16 protein-coding genes are annotated in these 16939 nt (G+C 64.6%); 5 read left to right on the top strand and 11 right to left on the bottom strand.

Annotation, left to right across the window (positions count from 1 at the left end; genetic code table 11):
- Positions 1–162 precede the first annotated feature (162 nt).
- Both P9254_RS09270 and ftsE read right to left on the bottom strand, forming a co-directional pair.
- Complete coding sequence (locus P9254_RS09270; RefSeq protein ID WP_278053288.1) at positions 163–1152, bottom strand: cell division protein FtsX; 990 nt, start codon at positions 1150–1152, stop codon at positions 163–165.
- On the bottom strand, positions 1145–1804 hold the full coding sequence (gene ftsE, locus P9254_RS09265; RefSeq protein ID WP_066990245.1) for a cell division ATP-binding protein FtsE: 660 nt from the start codon (positions 1802–1804) through the stop codon (positions 1145–1147). Before ftsE ends, P9254_RS09270 begins: the two co-directional genes overlap by 8 nt.
- A 181-nt stretch (positions 1805–1985) precedes the next feature.
- Between ftsE and P9254_RS09260 the strand changes: the two genes are divergently transcribed.
- The 3 genes from P9254_RS09260 (at position 1986) to P9254_RS09250 (ending at position 3796) form a co-directional block, all read left to right on the top strand.
- Entirely contained in the window at positions 1986–2627 is a 642-nt protein-coding gene (locus P9254_RS09260) for a hypothetical protein (protein WP_067319128.1), read from the top strand.
- A gap of 178 nt (positions 2628–2805) precedes the next feature.
- On the top strand, positions 2806–3348 hold the full coding sequence (hpt, locus tag P9254_RS09255) for a hypoxanthine phosphoribosyltransferase (protein WP_067319657.1): 543 nt from the start codon (positions 2806–2808) through the stop codon (positions 3346–3348).
- A 76-nt stretch (positions 3349–3424) separates the two neighbouring features.
- Positions 3425–3796, top strand: coding sequence for a response regulator (locus P9254_RS09250; protein WP_067319126.1), 372 nt, complete (start codon positions 3425–3427; stop codon positions 3794–3796).
- Positions 3797–3800: 4 nt separating this feature from the next.
- Here the strand turns inward: P9254_RS09250 and P9254_RS09245 are convergent, their stop codons facing one another.
- Positions 3801–4751, bottom strand: a complete 951-nt coding sequence (locus tag P9254_RS09245) for a DMT family transporter (protein ID WP_278053286.1) — start codon at positions 4749–4751, stop codon at positions 3801–3803.
- Positions 4752–4940: 189 nt separating this feature from the next.
- On the opposite strand from P9254_RS09245, the gene P9254_RS09240 reads away from it, so the two are divergent.
- A complete protein-coding gene (locus P9254_RS09240) occupies positions 4941–5825 on the top strand; it encodes a LysR family transcriptional regulator (RefSeq protein WP_127215624.1) in 885 nt (294 codons plus the stop codon).
- 17 nt (positions 5826–5842) lie between these two features.
- Here the strand turns inward: P9254_RS09240 and P9254_RS09235 are convergent, their stop codons facing one another.
- The 7 genes from P9254_RS09235 to argH all read right to left on the bottom strand — a co-directional run bounded on the left by P9254_RS09235 (position 5843) and on the right by argH (position 13606).
- Positions 5843–6445, bottom strand: a complete 603-nt coding sequence (locus P9254_RS09235; protein WP_127240090.1) for a 2-hydroxychromene-2-carboxylate isomerase — start codon at positions 6443–6445, stop codon at positions 5843–5845.
- Positions 6446–6532: 87 nt separating this feature from the next.
- On the bottom strand, positions 6533–6898 hold the full coding sequence (locus P9254_RS09230; protein WP_278053285.1) for a glyoxalase superfamily protein: 366 nt from the start codon (positions 6896–6898) through the stop codon (positions 6533–6535).
- A gap of 23 nt (positions 6899–6921) precedes the next feature.
- The gene (locus tag P9254_RS09225) at positions 6922–9519 is read right to left on the bottom strand and encodes a TIGR02302 family protein (RefSeq protein WP_278053284.1); all 2598 of its coding nucleotides are present in this window, start codon (positions 9517–9519) and stop codon (positions 6922–6924) included.
- A gap of 113 nt (positions 9520–9632) precedes the next feature.
- The gene (locus P9254_RS09220; RefSeq protein ID WP_127247113.1) at positions 9633–10574 is read right to left on the bottom strand and encodes a threonine/serine dehydratase; all 942 of its coding nucleotides are present in this window, start codon (positions 10572–10574) and stop codon (positions 9633–9635) included.
- A 31-nt stretch (positions 10575–10605) separates the two neighbouring features.
- Entirely contained in the window at positions 10606–11874 is a 1269-nt protein-coding gene (gene lysA / locus P9254_RS09215) for a diaminopimelate decarboxylase (protein WP_278053283.1), read from the bottom strand.
- 52 nt (positions 11875–11926) lie between these two features.
- Positions 11927–12133 carry an LPS translocon maturation chaperone LptM gene (gene lptM, locus P9254_RS09210; protein WP_067319112.1) on the bottom strand — a complete coding sequence of 69 codons (207 nt, stop codon included), beginning with the start codon at positions 12131–12133 and terminating at the stop codon, positions 11927–11929.
- 72 nt (positions 12134–12205) lie between these two features.
- On the bottom strand, positions 12206–13606 hold the full coding sequence (gene argH, locus P9254_RS09205; protein ID WP_278053281.1) for an argininosuccinate lyase: 1401 nt from the start codon (positions 13604–13606) through the stop codon (positions 12206–12208).
- A 36-nt stretch (positions 13607–13642) separates the two neighbouring features.
- Here argH and tlpA point away from each other — a divergent pair, with 36 nt between their 5' ends.
- Positions 13643–14332: a thiol:disulfide interchange protein TlpA gene (gene tlpA / locus P9254_RS09200; RefSeq protein WP_067319108.1), complete on the top strand. Its 690-nt coding sequence runs from the start codon at positions 13643–13645 to the stop codon at positions 14330–14332.
- On the opposite strand, the gene P9254_RS09195 is transcribed toward tlpA, so the two are convergent.
- Positions 14324–16750, bottom strand: a complete 2427-nt coding sequence (locus P9254_RS09195) for a sensor domain-containing diguanylate cyclase (RefSeq protein WP_067319106.1) — start codon at positions 16748–16750, stop codon at positions 14324–14326. The genes tlpA and P9254_RS09195 overlap by 9 nt on opposite strands.
- Between the last annotated feature and the right edge of the window lie 189 nt (positions 16751–16939).

Here is a 16939-nt window from a genome sequence, read left to right as displayed (position 1 = left end):
TCCAATGGTTAACTCTGAACCGTCGCCTTTCATAGATAGCACGGCGCACATTGCGTTACGGCAGTTTCCCTTGCGTGATCATGCACTTGTGGAGTCCGGATCGCATTGGAAACCCAACTTGCCACCTCTTGCATTCGCGCCACCCTTGGCTACGCGTCATGATCAGACCGCATCCGGCTGCCGGATGTCGATCTCGCTGAGATAGGCGACGACCGTGGCATGCGAGGTCGCAGCGGTCAGCGCGCCGATCACCAGCACCATCAGGGCGACGCCGAGATAGCCGGTGGAGCCGATCGCGAAATTGCCGAACAGCGCGGTCGCCTGGTCGGCCTCAGGCGTCGCCATGTTGCGCGACGACCACCAGGAAAAGACGATGAAGACCATGATAGCGGCGGCACCTCCGGCGGCGGCGCCCTTCATGCCGGTGACCAGGAAATGCCAACGGAATTCGCGCGCGATGAAGCGGGCCTCGGCGCCGACAAAATGCAGGACCTCGATGATGTGGCCGTTGCCGGCCATGGCGCCGCGCGTGGCGAACACCACGGTCAGCACCGTCGCCGACAATATCAGCGCCAAAACGGCAAAGCCGATCGTCACCGTCGTATGCGCCATGGCGACCAGCCGGTCGACCCAGGTGCGATGGTCGTCGAGCGCGGCGCTCGGCAGCTTGGGCGTGATCGCGGCGCGCATGGCCGCGAAGTCGGGCGGATTGGCCTCGTCGATGGTGACGACGATGAGGCGCGGCACCGGCAGTTCATCGATGTTGAGGCCGGTGCCCAGCCACGGCTCCAAAAGGCGCGCCGTCGCATCGCGGTCGACGATCCTCGTACCCTTCACACCCCGGAACTCGCTGGCGATTTCAGAGGCCTGCGCGAGGGCTGCTTCCATGTCGAGGCCCTCGACGGGCTTGATCTGGATCGTCGCCTCGCGCGAGATCTGGTTCTCCCACACCGAGGCGGTGTCGCGCACCAGCGTCACGGCGCCGAAGGTCAGGCAGGACAGGAAGGTCATGATGGCGATGACCAGCACCAGCGCCCGGCCGGCGATGTTCTGCGCCGGCACGATCGGCGCCATCTTGCGCTGAACCCGGCGAACGGCAGCCGTCGTCTCGACGGCTTCCTCGTGCAGGTGATCGGCCGGAAGCTCAGTCATAGACGTCCAGCCTTCCGCCGGCGAGAATCATGCGCCGGGCATCGACCTGCTCCATCAGGCCGAGGTCGTGGGTTGCGATCACCACGGCGGTGCCGAGCCGGTTGAGCTCGATGAAGAGCCTCAGCAGCCGGCGCGCCAGCGGCGGATCGACGTTGCCGGTCGGCTCGTCGGCAAGCAGGATCTCCGGCTGCTCGATCAGCGCGCGCGCGATCGCAGCACGCTGCTTCTCGCCGCCCGACAGCACCGGCGGCAGCACATGCATGCGCTCCCCGAGGCCAACCCATTTCAGGAGTTCGGTGACGTCGGTGCGATAGCTCGCCTCCTCGCGCCCGCGCACGCGCAACGGCAGCGCCACGTTCTCGTAAGTGGTCATGTGGTCAAGCAGGCGGAAATCCTGGAACACCACGCCGATGCGGCGCCTGAGCAGCGGCAACTCGCCGCGCGAGATGCGCGAACGATCCTTGCCGAAAATGGTGATCAGGCCGCGCGTCGGCTTCAGCGACATGAAAAGCAGGCGCAGCAAGGTGGTCTTGCCGGCGCCCGAGGGGCCGCTCAGGAACTGAAAGGAGCGCTCCGGAATGTGCAGGGAAATGTCGCGGAGGATCTCCGGACCCATGCCATAGCGGAGGCCGACATTTTCGAAGCGGATCACGTTCGGCGACCTGAAACCTTAGGCGGCATCCCGCCAGCCTGTTCTCTGCCAAGACCATCGGCCGGCATGGTTAATCGTTGGTTAATTTCTGCGCGCTTTCGACGTTTCACAGCAGTTCCGGTGGGGAAGCGTTAACCATTTGCGTTTACCCAAAAGCAACGAAGATTGCACTGGGGCCGTAATGGCTGAGGATAGAACCGCGCGCTCTGTTTCCGGCGAAATCATGACCGGCACGGCGACAAAGGCCGCGCCGGAGCGCGTCATCCTCGACACCGATGTCGTCGATGCCGACTATGTGGTGCTGCCGCGATTCGCCGCCCGTTCGGAACCGATTGCGGCGCCGTTGCCGCCGCAAGCGCCCTCGACGCCATCCATCGCTGGCATGGGCATGCTGCGCAAACCGGAGGCTGCGCCGGCGCGGCCGGCCTCGCGTGGCGGTCCGATCTTCTGGGCCGCCGGAGTGGGCGCCGCACTCGTGGCTTTCTGGGTGTCGGGCGGACATGCCCTGGTGCGTCAGAGCCCCTTCTGGGCGGCTGCGCAGCCGGCAAGCGCGCTCAGCATTTCCGGTGTGACGTCGCGAATCGATGCCTCGGGGCTGAAGCCCATCCTGTTCATCGACGGCGAGGCCGCCAATGACGGCGTACGGGCGGAGTCGCTGCCGCCGCTCGAGATCCGCGTCACCGACAATGCCAGCAATGTCATCCGCTACAGGTTGGGGACATCCAACCGCTCGCTGGCGCCCGGCGAAAGATTCGGCTTTTCCAGCCGGTTCGATGTCCCTAGAAACGGCGTGAAGGCCGTATCGGTCACCTTCGCCGGGTAGGTGCATCGATATTCAGGTGATGCCGGCCTGCAATTAGTGGTTTCCTGCGCTTAGGTGCTCACGTGCTTGAGTACGCTCTGCACCGGTTCTCGGAACCCGCTATTTTGGGTTCGGCCTGACCTGAATATTGATGAACCTAGCCCTTCCGGCGTTGCAGGCGATTCTGAAGGAAAAAGCTATGCCAGTTGTACGCGGCAAGGACATCGAGGTCCTGTTTTCGGCGTCGGCGATCGCCCGGCGCAATCTCGAGCTCGCCAAGGAAATCGCCGGGCGCGACTATCACGACCTGCTTGTGATATCGATCCTGAAAGGCTCGTTCGTCTTTGCCGCCGATCTTATCCGCGCCATGCACGACGTCGGCCTGTCGCCCGAGGTCGAATTCATCTTCATCTCCAGCTACGGCGCCGGCACCACAAGCGGCGAGGTCAAGGTGCTGCGCGACATCGACAACGAGGTCGCCGGCCGCGACGTTCTTTTGATCGACGACATCCTCGAATCCGGCAAGACGCTTTCCTTCACCCGCGACCTGATGCTGTCGCGCGGCGCCAGGAGCTGCGCCATCGCGGTGCTGCTCGACAAGCGCATGCGCCGCCAGACCACGCTCAACGCCGATTATGTCGGCTTCGACTGCCCCGATTATTTCGTCGTCGGCTACGGCATGGACGTCGCGCATGCTTTCCGGGAATTGCCGTTTGTCGGGGTCGTGAAAGGCGACAAGTAAGGTCGCGCCGAAAGAGGCCGCATAGACGTTTCAAATTTTCAGAAAACGTCAACGTTTCGGCGGCATCTATCTCGGCATGGCAAAGCTTTTGATCGTCGAGGACGATGAATCCGTCCGCACCCTCGCTGCCCGCGCGCTGGAGCGTGATGGGCACAGTGTCACCATCGCCGCCGATGGCGCGCAGGGGCTCACCCTGATCCGCCAGCAGCGCGGCAGCTACGATCTCGTGGTATCCGATATCCGCATGCCGGAGATGGACGGCATCGAGATGGCGACCGCGGCGGCAAAACAGTTTCCGGCCATGAAGATCATGCTGATGACCGGCTATGCCGACCAGCGCGAGCGCGCCGAGGAATTGAACGGCATCATCCTCGACGTCGTGCAGAAGCCGTTCACGCTTGCCGAAATACGCGCCCGCGTCGGACGGGCATTAAGCTGCTTCGCTTGATCGTTTAGACGGCATCGCCGGTCGCTGCGATTGCAGGTGCTGCGCCGCGTCGGCGCTCACCGTTCAGTGCAACCAGACCGGCGCCGATGATCAGCGCCGCGCCCAGCACCGTCGTTGACCGCGGGACCTCGGCGAAGAACAGGAAGCCCCACAGCGGCGACCAGAGGATGCCCGTGTATTCGAAGGTTGCGACCCGGTTGGCGGGCGCCATCCGGTAGGCCTGCGACAGCAAGATCATGCCGGCGGAGGCAACGAAGCCGCAGGCCGCCATCTTCAGGAAGTCCGGCGGCGCCGGCCAGACCCAGGGCCGCACCAGGAAGTCGAGGCTCGGGTGGCCCGCATGGGTGATGCCGGCAAGATGAAACACCGCGGCGACCGCCACAGCGCCGGTGAGATAGGCGCCGTTCTGGTAGAAGGCCATCACCGTCGAGGATTCGGTCTCGCCGATCCGGCGCGCCATCAGCTGCGAGAACCCGTAGAGGAATGCCGAGCCGAGCGACAGCAGTGCCGCCCAGTCGAACAATCCGGCGCCCGGACGCAACATCACGACCACGCCCACCAGGCCGATCAGCACCGTCGTCAGCGTCCGCCCGGAGACGTGCTCGCCGAGATAAGGCCCGGCAAGCAACATGATGAAGAGCGGCGCCATGAAATAGAGCGCTATCGCGTCGGCCAGCGAGAGGGCGGCAATCGCCAGATAGTAGACGGTGTAGGAGCTGAATTGGATGAAGCCGCGCAGCGTCAGCATGCCCGCTCGTTTCGACAGCAAGGCTGTTAGGCCGACATCGGCCTGGACGATAACGACCAGGATCGGCAGCGCCACGAGGGCGCGGATCGCCATCACTTCCGTCACCGGATAGCTGCCCGAAACCGCCTTCACCAGCGGGTCCTGCAACGAAAAGACAAGAACGCCGAGGCAGAGGCTCAAAATGCCAAGCACCATCCGGTTCTGCATGTTCGTTCCAGTGAAAAAGAGCCCGCCACCGTTTCGGGCAGCGGGCACGAGTGAGGACTCTTCGAATTGGTCCGCTGCCGAATCTCACGGCCGCATATCCAACGGGTAGAGCAACTATCCTGCGACGTTTGACATGTTGCAAACGAATTGGAATGATACCAGCAATCAAAATTTCTTATGGCGGCATCGATGAAGCCCACCCTCGACAGCGACCTCCTGCGCACCTTCGTGGCGGTGGCCGAGACCGGCAATTTCACCAAGGCGGCGGAAAAGGCCGGACGCACCCAGTCGGCGGTGTCCATGCAGATGAAAAAGCTGGAAGACATGGTGGGCGACAGCCTGTTCGAGCGCGGCTCTCGCGGGGTGGCGCTGACACGCCGCGGCGGCGAGCTCATCACCAACGCCCGCCGCATCGTCTCGCTGCTCGACGAGACGGCGGCATCGCTGGTCGCGCCGCCGCTCGGCGGGCTGGTGCGCATCGGCATTCCTGCCGAATACGGGCGGTCAATCTTGTCGCGGGCACTTGGCGAATTCGCCAAACGCCACCCGCGCGTGGAGGTCACGGTGCGTTACGCGCACTCCGACTCGCAGGTGAGGGCGCTTGCGGCCGGCGAACTCGACCTTGCGGTGGTGTTCGAGTGGGAAGGTTTTTCCGGCGGCGATGTGCTGATGCACGATCCCACGGTATGGGTGACGTCAACGCTGCATCACATGCATGAGGAACGGCCGGTGCCGATCGCGCTTTACAGCCGCAATGGCTGGTGTCGGGACTTCGCGATCAAGTCGCTGCAGCAGCGCGGCCTCGACTACCGCGTCGCCTACACCAGCGACACCAATGGCGGCCTGACGCTGGCGGTCACTTCTGGCCTGGCGATCGCACCGATCTCGCGCAGCAACATCCCGCCCGATTGCCGCGAACTGACCGCCGCCGACGGCTTCGGCGACATCGATTCCTCGAATGTGGTGCTTCACCGCAATCCGCTGGCGACGGGCGAAGCGATCGACGGGATGGAAAACGCGATCCGCGAGGCTTTCATGCTGACCAGGCAGGCACAGGCAACAGCCAGTCTTTGACGTACGAAACGGTCCGCTCAATCCGGCGGTCCGCTCTCCATCTGCTTGAGCCATCGCATGGCATCCTCAAGGCGATCGTCGCCCCAGAACAATTCGCCGTCGACGACGAAGCTCGGCGAGCCGAAGATGCCGAGCGCCTTGGCCTGCTCCGTCGCGGCCGCGAGCTCGGCCTTGGCGTCATCGCTGTCGGCCCGCCGAAGAACCGGCTCTGCTTTCTGTCCGGCTTTCTCGATGCTAGCCGAAATGTTTGGCTCGCTACCAGCCGGCTCACCCATTTCAAACCAGCGCCGGTACGTTTCCCGGGCATAGGCTTCGCACCAGCCCTCGCGCGCCGCGATGAGAGCCACGCGATTGGCGCGTTCGAGCTCGGCCAGCGGGTAGGGGGCCGGCAGTTTCGGCACCATCCTGTACATCGCCGCTCGGCGCTCGATGTCGCGCCACATATAAGCGGCCTTCGCCGGCTTCTTGGCAAAGGGAATGTTGTCCATCTCGATCATGATGGCGCGCACATTGAAGGGTCGCCAGCGGAACTCGATGCCGGTCTCAGCCGCAACCTCGGCGAGACGCATCACCGAAAGATAGGTGTAGGTGCTGCCGATGGAGAACCAGAAGTCGATCATCGCCAGTCTCCCTTGACGATGACGATACCGGCAGGCAGCGCGGCCTGCAATGCGTGTGGCGAGAGCGACCTGCGGCTGCCCGCTACCTCAGTCTCTTTCGAAAAAGGTCAGGCGATTGCCGAACGGATCGATCACCGTGACCTCCTTCGTCTGCCAAGGCGTCGTCTCGAGGCCCGGCCTGTTGAAGCGGTAGTTCTTGGCCTTGAACTCGCGATGCAGCTCAATGATGCCGGTCGCTTCGATGCGTATATTGGCACCGGGCGAGCCGTCGCCATGATGCTCGCTCAAATGCAGCTCGCAGCCGTCGCGGGCGACGCCCATATAGAGCGGCGCGTTGTCGTCGAAGCGATGCTCGAAGCGGACCTCGAAACCGAGGAAGTTGAGATAGAACTCTCGCGCCTTGACGGTATCGAACATGCGCAGGATCGGCGTGACGGTTCCAAGCTTCGGCATGTCGGCGGTGACCGGTGTGGGCGCTATTTCAGTTCGAGCAGGCGTTCGAGGTAGCTGCGCTCGATGTCCGGGCTGAGCGCGTTGCCGAGGCGCTTGCGGATCGCTTCGAGGATCTGGCGGGCGCGCTGCACGTCGATCTCGTCGGGCACCTTGACGGAGTTGCCGTCGTCGGGGCCCTTCGTGGCGCGCGGCCGGCCAAGCGGGTCGCGGTCGGCGTCCTGCTGACGTCCGCCCTGTTCGCTGCCGCCCTGGTCGCCCTGCATGGCCTGCATCTGCTTCATCATCTCCTTGGCGCCGCGGCGCAGCGCCTCCAGCGCGCGGCCCTGGTGGCCGACCGCCTGGTCGCCTTCGCCTTCGCCCAGCGCCTGCTCGGCATCGCCCATGGATTTGCCGGCCTCGCCAAAGCCCTCATTGGGCTGCATGCCCATGCCTTCGAGGCCCTTCTTCAGCTTGTCGAGCTCGCTCTGCAGTTGGCCCTGACCCTCCTGCAGCTGCTTCAGCGCATCCGCGAATTCCTGCGGCGTCATCTGCTTCGGCCGGCCGAGCGGGTCGCGGTCATCGCCGGGCTTCTGCCCGTCCTGCGACTGCTCGCCATCCTCGCCCAGCTGCTCGTCGCGATTTGCACCGCGCTGGCGATCGCCGCGCTGCATCTGATCGAGGCGGAAGGTATCGTTCATCATCTCCTGCTGGCGCCGCATGATCTCGCCCAGCTTGTCCATCTGCTGGCGCATCTCGCTGTCCTGCTCGCCGGCCTGCTGCTGGCGGCCGGCCTGCAGGTTGTTCATCATGTCCTGCAGTTCCGACAACAACTGCTGGGCCCGGTCTCGGTCGCCGGATTTGGCGAGATTCTCGATCTCGTCCATCATCCGGTTGATGTCGCTCTGGCGCAGTTCCCGACCGTTCTGCTGCATCTGCGGCGCGTTCGGGTTCTGCTGGGCGCGCTGGGCGAATTCCTGCAGGAACTGGTTCATCGCCTCGCGAAGTTCCTTCATCGCCTTTTCGAGCTCTTCGTCGCTGGCGCCGTTTTTGATGGCGTCCTGTAGCGCCTGCTGCGCCTGGCGCAGCCGACGCTCGGCGGCCGACAGATTGCCTTCCTCGATGCCGAGCGCGATCTCCCACAGATAAGCCACCTCGTTGCGCAGCTGGTCGTCGTTCTCGGCAAGCTTCAGCCGGCTCCTGGCGCTCATGATCGCGAGGTAATGCGACATGTTGTCGAAAGTATCCTCCGGGCGCAGGGTGATCGCGTCCATCAGGTCGAGCACGCGCGGCTTGGCGTTGGCGTCGAGCGCCAACAGGCGGCGCTGCTCGATCACCGCGCGGGCCAGGGGATTGGAGAAGGGCCGCTCCGGCATCACCAGCGTCTTGGTCTCACTGGTGGCGGTATGGCCGGCATCGTCGGTGGCGGTGAGCGTCAGCTTGATGGTGCTGCCGGCCCAGACATGCTCGGTCAGATCCTTGGTCGTCTTAGCGGCGTTCGCCTTGCCGCCGCGGCGCGGCAGCGTCAGCGGCATGTCGGGCGGGCCATAGAGCGGATGCGCATTGGCGGGCGGCGGCTCAGACAGCTCCAAGACGGCCTTGGCGGAGGCCGCTCCATAGTCGTCGTCGATCTGGTAGTTGAGCTCGACGGCGCCATTGACGGCACGCTTGGGCTCGCCGACGAAACGGATCGTCGGCGGTTTGTCCGGGATGATGGCGAAGGCCCAGTGGCCGAGATCGTCCTCGCCGGACTTGAGCCGCAGCGTGCCGTTGGTGTTCAGCTTGCCGGAGAACTGGCGCACTTTGAGCCCGGCTGGGGACCCCGGCTGTGCCGCGGCTGGCGTGGCGCCCTTCGGCGCAACCGGTTCGATGGCGCGATCATTGCCGTTCGCGTCGGCATAGCTCAGCGTTTCTTCGCCGGTTCCGCCAGTGACGCGCAGCGAGACGTCGCTGCCCTCAGGGACGCTGAAGACCTGCGCGGCCTGGTTGACGTCGGCGGTCAAGAACAGCGGCGGCTTGCCGGTATAGGAAGGCGGCGTCACCCAGGCATCGATGCGGGGCGGCACGCTATCGCGCGCGGCGCTGGCGACGAAGCCGTCGCTGATCCTGCCGCCGAAAGGTCCGAACGAGAAGGCAAAAGCGGTGACGAACAGCAGCCCCACCACAGCCCGCAGGCCCCAGCGGTCGTAATCCGGCACGCTTGTGCGCGGCCTATCGCCGCCCAGGTCGGAGAGCCGCTCGGCCATGCGCTTCTGGTGCTCGCGCCACAGCGCCTGCGAGAAGAGGCTCTCCGCGCCGCTCGGCCGGTCGGTCTGCACCTGCACGGGGCTGTGCAGCAGCTCGTTCGCTGCCTCGATGCGTCGGTCGACCTCGGCGGCGGAAGGAATGCGGAAGAAGCGCAGCGCAAAGAGCGCGGCGAGCGCCGAGATGGAGAAGAGGATCAGGAGGCCGATCCGCGCCAGATCCGGCAGGCGCTGGAACAAGCCCAGCCACGAGACACTGAGGAACAGGCCGGCGACCACCGCCAGCGGCAACAGCAACGGCCAGCCGCGCTCGAAGATCATCGAGGCCCGCGTCGCCAGCCGGGTCAAGGCAAGGCGCCCGGCCAGACCGCGTTCGTCGCTGGAAATGGGTCGTTCCGTCATCGGCCCTTCCTGCCCGGGCAGGATCGCCCGGACCTTATGAGCAGAGGATAACACCAAACACGGCGAAGGCGAGGCGGGTTCCAAAATCTGTGACGGGTTCGCCGCCTTTACGATCAGAAATTCGCGGGATTCGTATTGGAACCACAGACCAGGACGGCCACGCGCTCGCCGGGAGCCGGCGCGTAGCGGCCGGAAAGCATCGCGGCAAAGGCAGCGGCCCCGCCCGGCTCGGCGATGATTCGCGCCCGGTCCCAGAGCGCTTTCTGCGCCGCCACGATGTCGTCGTCGCTGACCAGGATCGAGCGCTCGACGAAAGCTTTCGCGATCGGGAACATCATTTCGCCGACGCGCTTCGGCGCCAGCGAATCGGCGGCGATGCCCTCGGCCGGTGCATCGACCGGCTTGCCGGCTTCGAAGGCGCGGTGAAGCGTCGGCGCGCCCTCGGGCTCGATGGCGATGATGCGGATGCGGCCAGCGAACCAGGCGGCGATGCCGCCGATCAGGCCGCCGCCGCCGACCGCGACAAGCAGTGTGTCGATCTGCGGCAGATCGGCTTCGATCTCGAGCCCGAGAGTGCCTTGGCCGATTAGCGTCTCTTCCTGGTTGAAGGCGTGGATCCGCAGGGCGCCGGTTCGTTCGGCAAAATCCTCGCTGGCAGCCAGCGCCTCGGCATAGCGCGCACCGCCGACCACCAGCTCGGCGCCATAGCTGCGGATGCGCTCGAGCTTTGCCGGCGGGCTGACCTCGGGCACGAAGATGGTGGCCCTGTGCCCGAGCTTCATGGCGGCATAGGCGACGGCGGCGCCATGATTGCCGCCGGAGGCGGCGACCACACCCGCTGCGGGCACCTGCCGCTCGAGCAGGTTGGTGAATGCGCCGCGCGCCTTGAACGAGCCGGAATGCTGCAGACATTCGAGCTTCAGATCGACCGGAAAGGCCGGCCGGCCGAAGTCAGCCATGTCGACGCGCATTACCGGCGTGTGGCGGACGAACGGGCGGATGCGCGGTTCCACCGCGGCGATGCGATCGCGCGTGATAGCTCCAGTCTCCAGCATGGCTTGCTCCTTTGAGCGCGGGACCCTCGTGCTATTTCAGCCACTCCGGCAATGAATCCAGCCCGATCAGCTCCTCATGGGTCTGGCGCGGCCGCACGACGTGAAAACGGTCGCCGTCGACCAGCACTTCCGGCACCAGGAGCCGGGTGTTGTAGGTGCCGGCCTGCACGGCGCCGTAAGCTCCAGCGGTGGCGACGGCGATGAGGTCGCCAGGATTCAGCCTGGGGAGGTCGCGGTCGAGGCCGAGGAAATCGCCTGTCTCGCAGACCGGCCCGACGATATCGACCGTCATGCGCGGCGTGGCGGCCGGCGGCTGCACCACCGGCTTGATGTCGTGGAAGGCATCGTAGAGCGTCGGCCGGATCAGGTCGTTCATGGCGGCGTCGACGACGAGGAAGTTCTTGGCGTCGCCTTCCTTCACATAGATCACTTCCGAGACCAGGATGCCGGCATTGCCGACGATCAGCCGGCCAGGCTCGAACATCACCTTCAGGCCGAGCCGGGTGACATGCTTCCTGACGATCTCGGCATAGGCGTCGGGCAAGGGCGGCGGGCTGTTGTCGACGCGGTACGGAATGCCGAGGCCGCCGCCGAGATCGACATGCTCGATTGAATGCCCGTCGGCGCGCAGCACGCCGACCAGTTCCACCAGCAGCGCGAAAGCGTCGTCGAAAGGCTGCAGCTCGGTGATCTGGCTGCCGATATGGGTGTCGATGCCGGTGACCTTGATGCCCGGCAGCTCCGCCGCGCGGGCATAGACCTGGCGCGCCCGCTGCCACGGGATGCCGAACTTGTTCTCGGCCTTGCCGGTGGAGATCTTCTTGTGGGTCCTGGCGTCGACGTCCGGGTTGATGCGCAGCGAGACGGGTGCCACCTTGCCGAGCGCTGTGGCGCGCGCCGACAGCAGTTCGAGTTCGGGTTCGGACTCGACGTTGAAGCAGAGGATGCCGGCATTGAGGGCGAAGTCCATTTCCCGCGCGGTCTTGCCGACGCCGGAAAACAGGATCTTGCTCGCGGGGATGCCGGCGGCCAAGGCGCGCCGCAGTTCACCTTCCGACACCACGTCGGCGCCGGCGCCTTGTCTTGCCAAGGTCTTCAGCACGGCCTGGTTGGAATTCGCCTTCATGGCGTAGCAGACCAGCGCGTCGAGACCGGCAAAAGCTTCCTTGAAGACGCGGAAATGCCTGGTCAGGGTCGCGGTCGAATAGCAGTAAAACGGCGTGCCGACGCTGGAGGCGATATCGGGGATTGCCACATCCTCGGCGTAGAGAACGCCGTCGCGGTAGTCGAAATGGTTCACGGGGAGAGGTCCGAAAATTGGAGCGCGATGAGATCGGATGATCTCCTCGGCTCTAGAGCAAGGGGTCGAGAATGAACTTCTTGTCCTTGACCGGTTTCTCAGGCTCGGGCGGCAGCGGCTGTTTGGCTCGCTCCGCATCCTTGCGCGCCTGCACGGCAGCCTCGTAAGGCGTATCGAGGCCGCCTCTCCTGCCGCAGGCCGTGACGGTGACAACCGCCGCCAGCAGCGCGAGCGTCATCAAAATCCTGCCTCGGGTCATCGATCCATCCGTTCGAAACTGTTTTGTCCAGCCGCGCTTTTAGCCGAGTTTTCGGCGCATTGCATCCCGGCATCACGCCTTGGCGAGCCGCTTTTTCCAGTAGCGGATCTGCTTCTTCACCTCCGACGGCGCGGTGCCGCCGAAGCTGGTCCGGCTCTTCACCGAATTCTGCACGGCAAGCACGGAGAAGATGCCGTCGGTGATACCGGAATGGATCGAGCGCAGGTCCTCCAGCGAGAGCTTTTCCAGGCCGACGTTCTTCTCCTCGGCGAGCGCGACGGCGCGGCCGGTGACGTGATGGGCCTCTCGGAAAGGAAGGCCCAGATTACGCACCAGCCAGTCGGCGAGGTCGGTGGCAGTGGCATGGCCGGCACCGGCGGCCTTTTTCATGGAGATGGCGTTGACGGTCATGTCGCGGACCATCCCGGCGGTCGCCGCCAGCATCAGGTCGAGCGTTTCGGCTACGTCGAAAACCGATTCCTTGTCCTCCTGCATGTCCTTGCCATAGGTCAGCGGCATGCCCTTCATCACCGTCAGCAAGCCGACCAAATGGCCGTTGATGCGGCCGGTCTTGCCGCGCACCAATTCGGCGGCGTCGGGGTTCTTCTTCTGCGGCATGATCGAGGAGCCGGTGGAGAATGAATCCGATAGCCGAATGAAGCCGAATTGCGGCGTCGACCAGATGATGATCTCTTCGGCCAGCCGCGACAGATGCGTGCCGCAGATCGCGGCGATCGAGAGGAATTCGAGCGCGAAGTCGCGGTCCGACACGCTGTCGAGGGAATTGCGCATCGGCTCGCGGAAGCCGAGCGCCTTCGCCGACATATGGCGGTCGATGGAAAAGCTCGTGCCGGCCAGCGCGGCGGCGCCCAGCGGGCTTTCGTCCATGCGCTCGATGGCGTCGCGGACACGTGACAGATCGCGGCCGAACATCTCGACATAAGCCATGCAATGATGACCGAAGGTCACAGGCTGCGCGGCCTGCATATGGGTGAAGCCGGGCATTACCGTCGCGGCGTGCTCCTCGGCGCGCTCGAGAAAGGCGCCGATGAGGTCCTTCAGCGCCTGGGCGACGCGCTGGCATTCCTCCTTGACCCAGAGTTTCAGATCGACCGCCACCTGATCGTTGCGCGAGCGGGCGGTATGCAGGCGGCCGGCAGCCGACCCGATCAGATCGGCCAGACGCGCCTCGACATTCATATGGATGTCTTCGAGCTTGGTCGAGAATTCGAATTTCCCGGCCTCGATCTCTTTCAGGATCGTGTTCAGGCCGTGAGCGATTTTTTCTTGATCGGCGGCCGAAATAATGCCCGTTTCAGCCAACATCTCGCTGTGGGCGATCGAGCCGCGGATGTCCTGTGCGTAGAGTTTGCGGTCGAAGGCGATCGATGCGTTGATCGCTTCCATGATCGCGGCCGGACCCGAGGCAAAACGTCCGCCCCACATCTGGTTGCTGGCCTTCTTGTCGCTCATCGCTATAACCCGTGCTCCGGAGCAGTTTTTAAGAAAATGGCAGACGGCAATAAATTCTTCCCGGCCCCGCGCCTCATCCTCGCCGCGCTTGTAGCGGGCGTGCTGGCCGGCGCGGTCGCGGTATATGTCAGCGAGAGCGGTTCTGGCAACAACGCGCCGGATCAGGTTGCCGCGGCCAGCACCGGCAAGGACGACGTCGCTTGCAAGGCGAAGGCCGAACGGGCCAAGCAGGTTGCGGCAAAGGCCGTCGGTCAGGTCGCGGCACTGCAGCCGGCGGATCCGCCGCAATCGCTGAAGGGACTCGCCTTCAACGGACCCGACGGCAAGCCGACGACGATCGCCGGCCATGCCGGCAAGACGGTGCTGCTCAATCTGTGGGCGACATGGTGCGCGCCCTGCCGCGCCGAAATGCCGGCGCTCGATGCGTTGCAGAAGGAAAAAGGCGGCAACACTTTCGAGGTCGTCGCGGTCAATGTCGACACCGGCGATGACGCCAAGCCGAAAAAGTTCCTGAAGGAGATCGGCATCGAGACGCTCGGCTACTACCGGGATGCGACAATGGGCCTGTTCAACGAGGCCAAGACGCGCGGGCTGGCGCTTGGCCTGCCGGTGACGATGCTGATCGACGGCGAAGGCTGCCTGATCGCACATATGAACGGACCGGCGGAATGGTCGAGTCCCGACGCCAAGCGACTGGTGGAAGCCGCGCTCGGTCCGTCAAGCTGAGCGCGCGGCGGCGGGCTCGAGCATGAGGATGCGGCCGCCGCGGGCCTCGACAGCATCCATCGCCGCCGGCACGCCGGTCAGCTCGCTGAAGGTTTCGATCGGGCCTGGCCTGCCGAGATAGTATCCTTGGCCGATCTCGCAGTCCTCGGCATCGAGGAAGCGCAATTCGTCCAGCGTTTCGACGCCTTCGGCCAGAACAGGCAGGCCCAGGCCGCGCCCCAGCCCCAGCACGGCGCGCACGATGGCCGCGACCTGACCATTCCTGTCGACCGACTTGATGAAGGAGCCGTCGATCTTGATCTTGTCGAAAGGGAAAGCGCGGAGATTGGAAAGCGATGAATAGCCGGTTCCAAAATCGTCCATCGCGACGCGAATACCAAGCGCCTTGACCTGCCGCAGGGTCGCCAGCGCCCGGGGCATATCCTTGATAAGGGCCGTCTCGGTCACTTCAAGCTCCAGCCGTCCGGCCGGAAGTCCCGAACGCAGCAGGATCTCGTGCACTTTGCGGCTGAAATTCGGGTTGTGGAGTTGCACCGCGGAGACATTGACGGCGATGGTCAGCGGAGTTTTCCAGCGCACGGCTTCCTCGCAGGCCGTCGCCAGCACCCATTCGCCGATCTGGGCGATGGCGCCGCTGTCTTCGGCGACCGGGATGAAGACCGACGGCGGGATGTTGCCGCGCTCCGGATGATGCCAGCGGATCAAGGCTTCGAAGCCGATCATCTTGCCGCTGCTGATCTCCTTTTGCGGCTGATAGACCAGCCGGAACTCGCCGCGCGCAACCGCCTGGCGCAGATCGTGCTCCATGGCGCGCCTGTCGCGCGTCTCGGCACCCATCGAAGCCTCGAAATAGCGATAAGTGTCCTTGCCCTCGGCCTTGGCGCGGTAGAGCGCAGTGTCGGCATGGCTGACGAGCGCCGCCTGGTCGTCGGCATCCAGCGGGTAAAGAGCAATGCCGATGCTTGCCGACACCAGCTCGCCGCCGGGCGACAGTTGGCTTTCCTGGCGTAGCTTGGAAAGCACCGCCTCGGCGATACGGCCGGCGGCCTGCGGGTCGGGAAGGTTCGGCGCGATGATGGCGAATTCGTCGCCGCCGAGGCGGGCGAGCATCTGCCCATGGCGGAGCACGCCCGAAGCGCATTGCGCCACCCTCTGCAGCACTGCATCGCCGGCCGCATGACCGAAGAGGTCGTTGACCTCCTTGAAGCGGTCGAGATCGAGAAGCATCAGCGCGAGCTGCCCGTCCTTGCCGCTCGCCGTGGCGATCTCGGCCTCGAGCCGGCTGGTGAAGCTGCGGCGATTGGCAAGCCCGGTCAGCGGATCGAAATGCGCCAGGCGAAGGATCTCCTGCTCGGCCTTCTTGCGCTCGCGCATGTCGCGGACGGCGACGACGTCGTGAGGCTTGCCGCAATAGTCGATGCTGCGGGCGATCAGCTCGACCGGAATGCGGGTGCCGTCCTGGCTGCGCAGCTCGGCTTCCTGCGCCTGACCGCTGCCGCCGGCGATGGCTGAGGCAACGCGTTCGCCGAAGAGGTCGCTGAGCGTCATCACGTTCAGCGTGCCGGGCGCGATGCCGCTCAGCGCCGCGATGCTGTCGTTGGCGCTGACGATGCGGCTGCCGTCGCAAACGATCAGCCCCTCGACCGCCGCGTTGGCCAGGCCGTGCATGCGCTGCGCTTCCGCCTGATGCCGGCGGAACCGCAGGTCGATGCGGAGCGCCGCGGCCGAGAGCACCAGAATGACCAGGCTTGCCGCCGCAGCGGCAAAGGCTTGCGACATCGGCGCGATGGTGAATTTTGAGATCTCTATCGAGGAGTCCGGATAGATCGAGACCGCCGCCATGGCGATAAAATGCAGTGTGCAGATGGCCAGTGTGAGCAAGACGGCGGCAGCGATCGTCGTAAGCGTCGACGGGCGGCAAAGCACGACGAGCAGCGAAAGCGCGGCAAGCGTGACGCCCGCCGCCAGCGAAAGAGCGACGAGCAGCTCGTTCCAGACGATCCTGCCCTGGACCTCGAACGCCGCCATGCCGGTATAGTGCATCACGGCGATGCCGACGCCGAGCACGGCGCCGCCGACAAGATAGTGATCAATGCCGCCGCGGATGGTGGCGATCCACATTCCGGCCGCTGTCAGAACTACGGAGGCGGCCAGCGAAAGCGCGGAAAGCTCCGCGTTATAGGCGTTGGGTATTCCCGGCGTGAAGGCGATCATGGCGACGAAATGCGTCGCCCAGATACCGAATCCGGTCGCCGTGGCTGCAATCAACAGCCATGCGTAGCGATTTCGACTGGTCGATTGCTCGACATGGCGAAGAAGATTGACCGCCGAGAAAGAGGAAATTCCGCAGATGAGCGCCGCAAGTGCGACCAACCTCAGATCGTGCTCGTGCACGATGCAATTATAGACGGTCAACATTTGGCCCCACCTGATCTTCCCGCATCAATCAAGTTAAGATTGCTTAAGGCCCGACGGCTGAAGAATCGATTAGTGGACCTGCAACCGACGCGTGTGCCTCAGGTTGTAAAGGACGGATAAGGTTGGGCCGGCTGTCGCAATACGATGGTTGGAGTCGCTCAAATCCTAAGCCGGCAAGCAATCTGCCCG

The organism is Mesorhizobium sp. WSM4983 (assembly GCF_029625765.1).
Lineage (GTDB): Bacteria > Pseudomonadota > Alphaproteobacteria > Rhizobiales > Rhizobiaceae > Mesorhizobium.
Note: the sequence above shows the minus strand (reverse complement) of the source record. Positions and strands in the feature narration are given on the sequence as shown.

Excerpts from the sequence above, each read along its gene's own strand:
- P9254_RS09270 (WP_278053288.1), bottom strand. The coding sequence starts at position 1,152 with ATGACTGAGCTTCCGGCCGATCACCTGCACGAGGAAGCCGTCGAGACG.
- lptM (WP_067319112.1), bottom strand. The coding sequence starts at position 12,133 with ATGACCCGAGGCAGGATTTTGATGACGCTCGCGCTGCTGGCGGCGGTT.
- P9254_RS09240 (WP_127215624.1), top strand. The coding sequence starts at position 4,941 with ATGAAGCCCACCCTCGACAGCGACCTCCTGCGCACCTTCGTGGCGGTG.
- P9254_RS09260 (WP_067319128.1), top strand. The coding sequence starts at position 1,986 with ATGGCTGAGGATAGAACCGCGCGCTCTGTTTCCGGCGAAATCATGACC.
- P9254_RS09220 (WP_127247113.1), bottom strand. The coding sequence starts at position 10,574 with ATGCTGGAGACTGGAGCTATCACGCGCGATCGCATCGCCGCGGTGGAA.
- P9254_RS09230 (WP_278053285.1), bottom strand. The coding sequence starts at position 6,898 with ATGCCGAAGCTTGGAACCGTCACGCCGATCCTGCGCATGTTCGATACC.
- hpt (WP_067319657.1), top strand. The coding sequence starts at position 2,806 with ATGCCAGTTGTACGCGGCAAGGACATCGAGGTCCTGTTTTCGGCGTCG.
- P9254_RS09250 (WP_067319126.1), top strand. The coding sequence starts at position 3,425 with ATGGCAAAGCTTTTGATCGTCGAGGACGATGAATCCGTCCGCACCCTC.
- P9254_RS09245 (WP_278053286.1), bottom strand. The coding sequence starts at position 4,751 with ATGCAGAACCGGATGGTGCTTGGCATTTTGAGCCTCTGCCTCGGCGTT.
- P9254_RS09235 (WP_127240090.1), bottom strand. The coding sequence starts at position 6,445 with ATGATCGACTTCTGGTTCTCCATCGGCAGCACCTACACCTATCTTTCG.
- argH (WP_278053281.1), bottom strand. The coding sequence starts at position 13,606 with ATGAGCGACAAGAAGGCCAGCAACCAGATGTGGGGCGGACGTTTTGCC.
- tlpA (WP_067319108.1), top strand. The coding sequence starts at position 13,643 with ATGGCAGACGGCAATAAATTCTTCCCGGCCCCGCGCCTCATCCTCGCC.
- P9254_RS09195 (WP_067319106.1), bottom strand. The coding sequence starts at position 16,750 with ATGTTGACCGTCTATAATTGCATCGTGCACGAGCACGATCTGAGGTTG.
- P9254_RS09225 (WP_278053284.1), bottom strand. The coding sequence starts at position 9,519 with ATGACGGAACGACCCATTTCCAGCGACGAACGCGGTCTGGCCGGGCGC.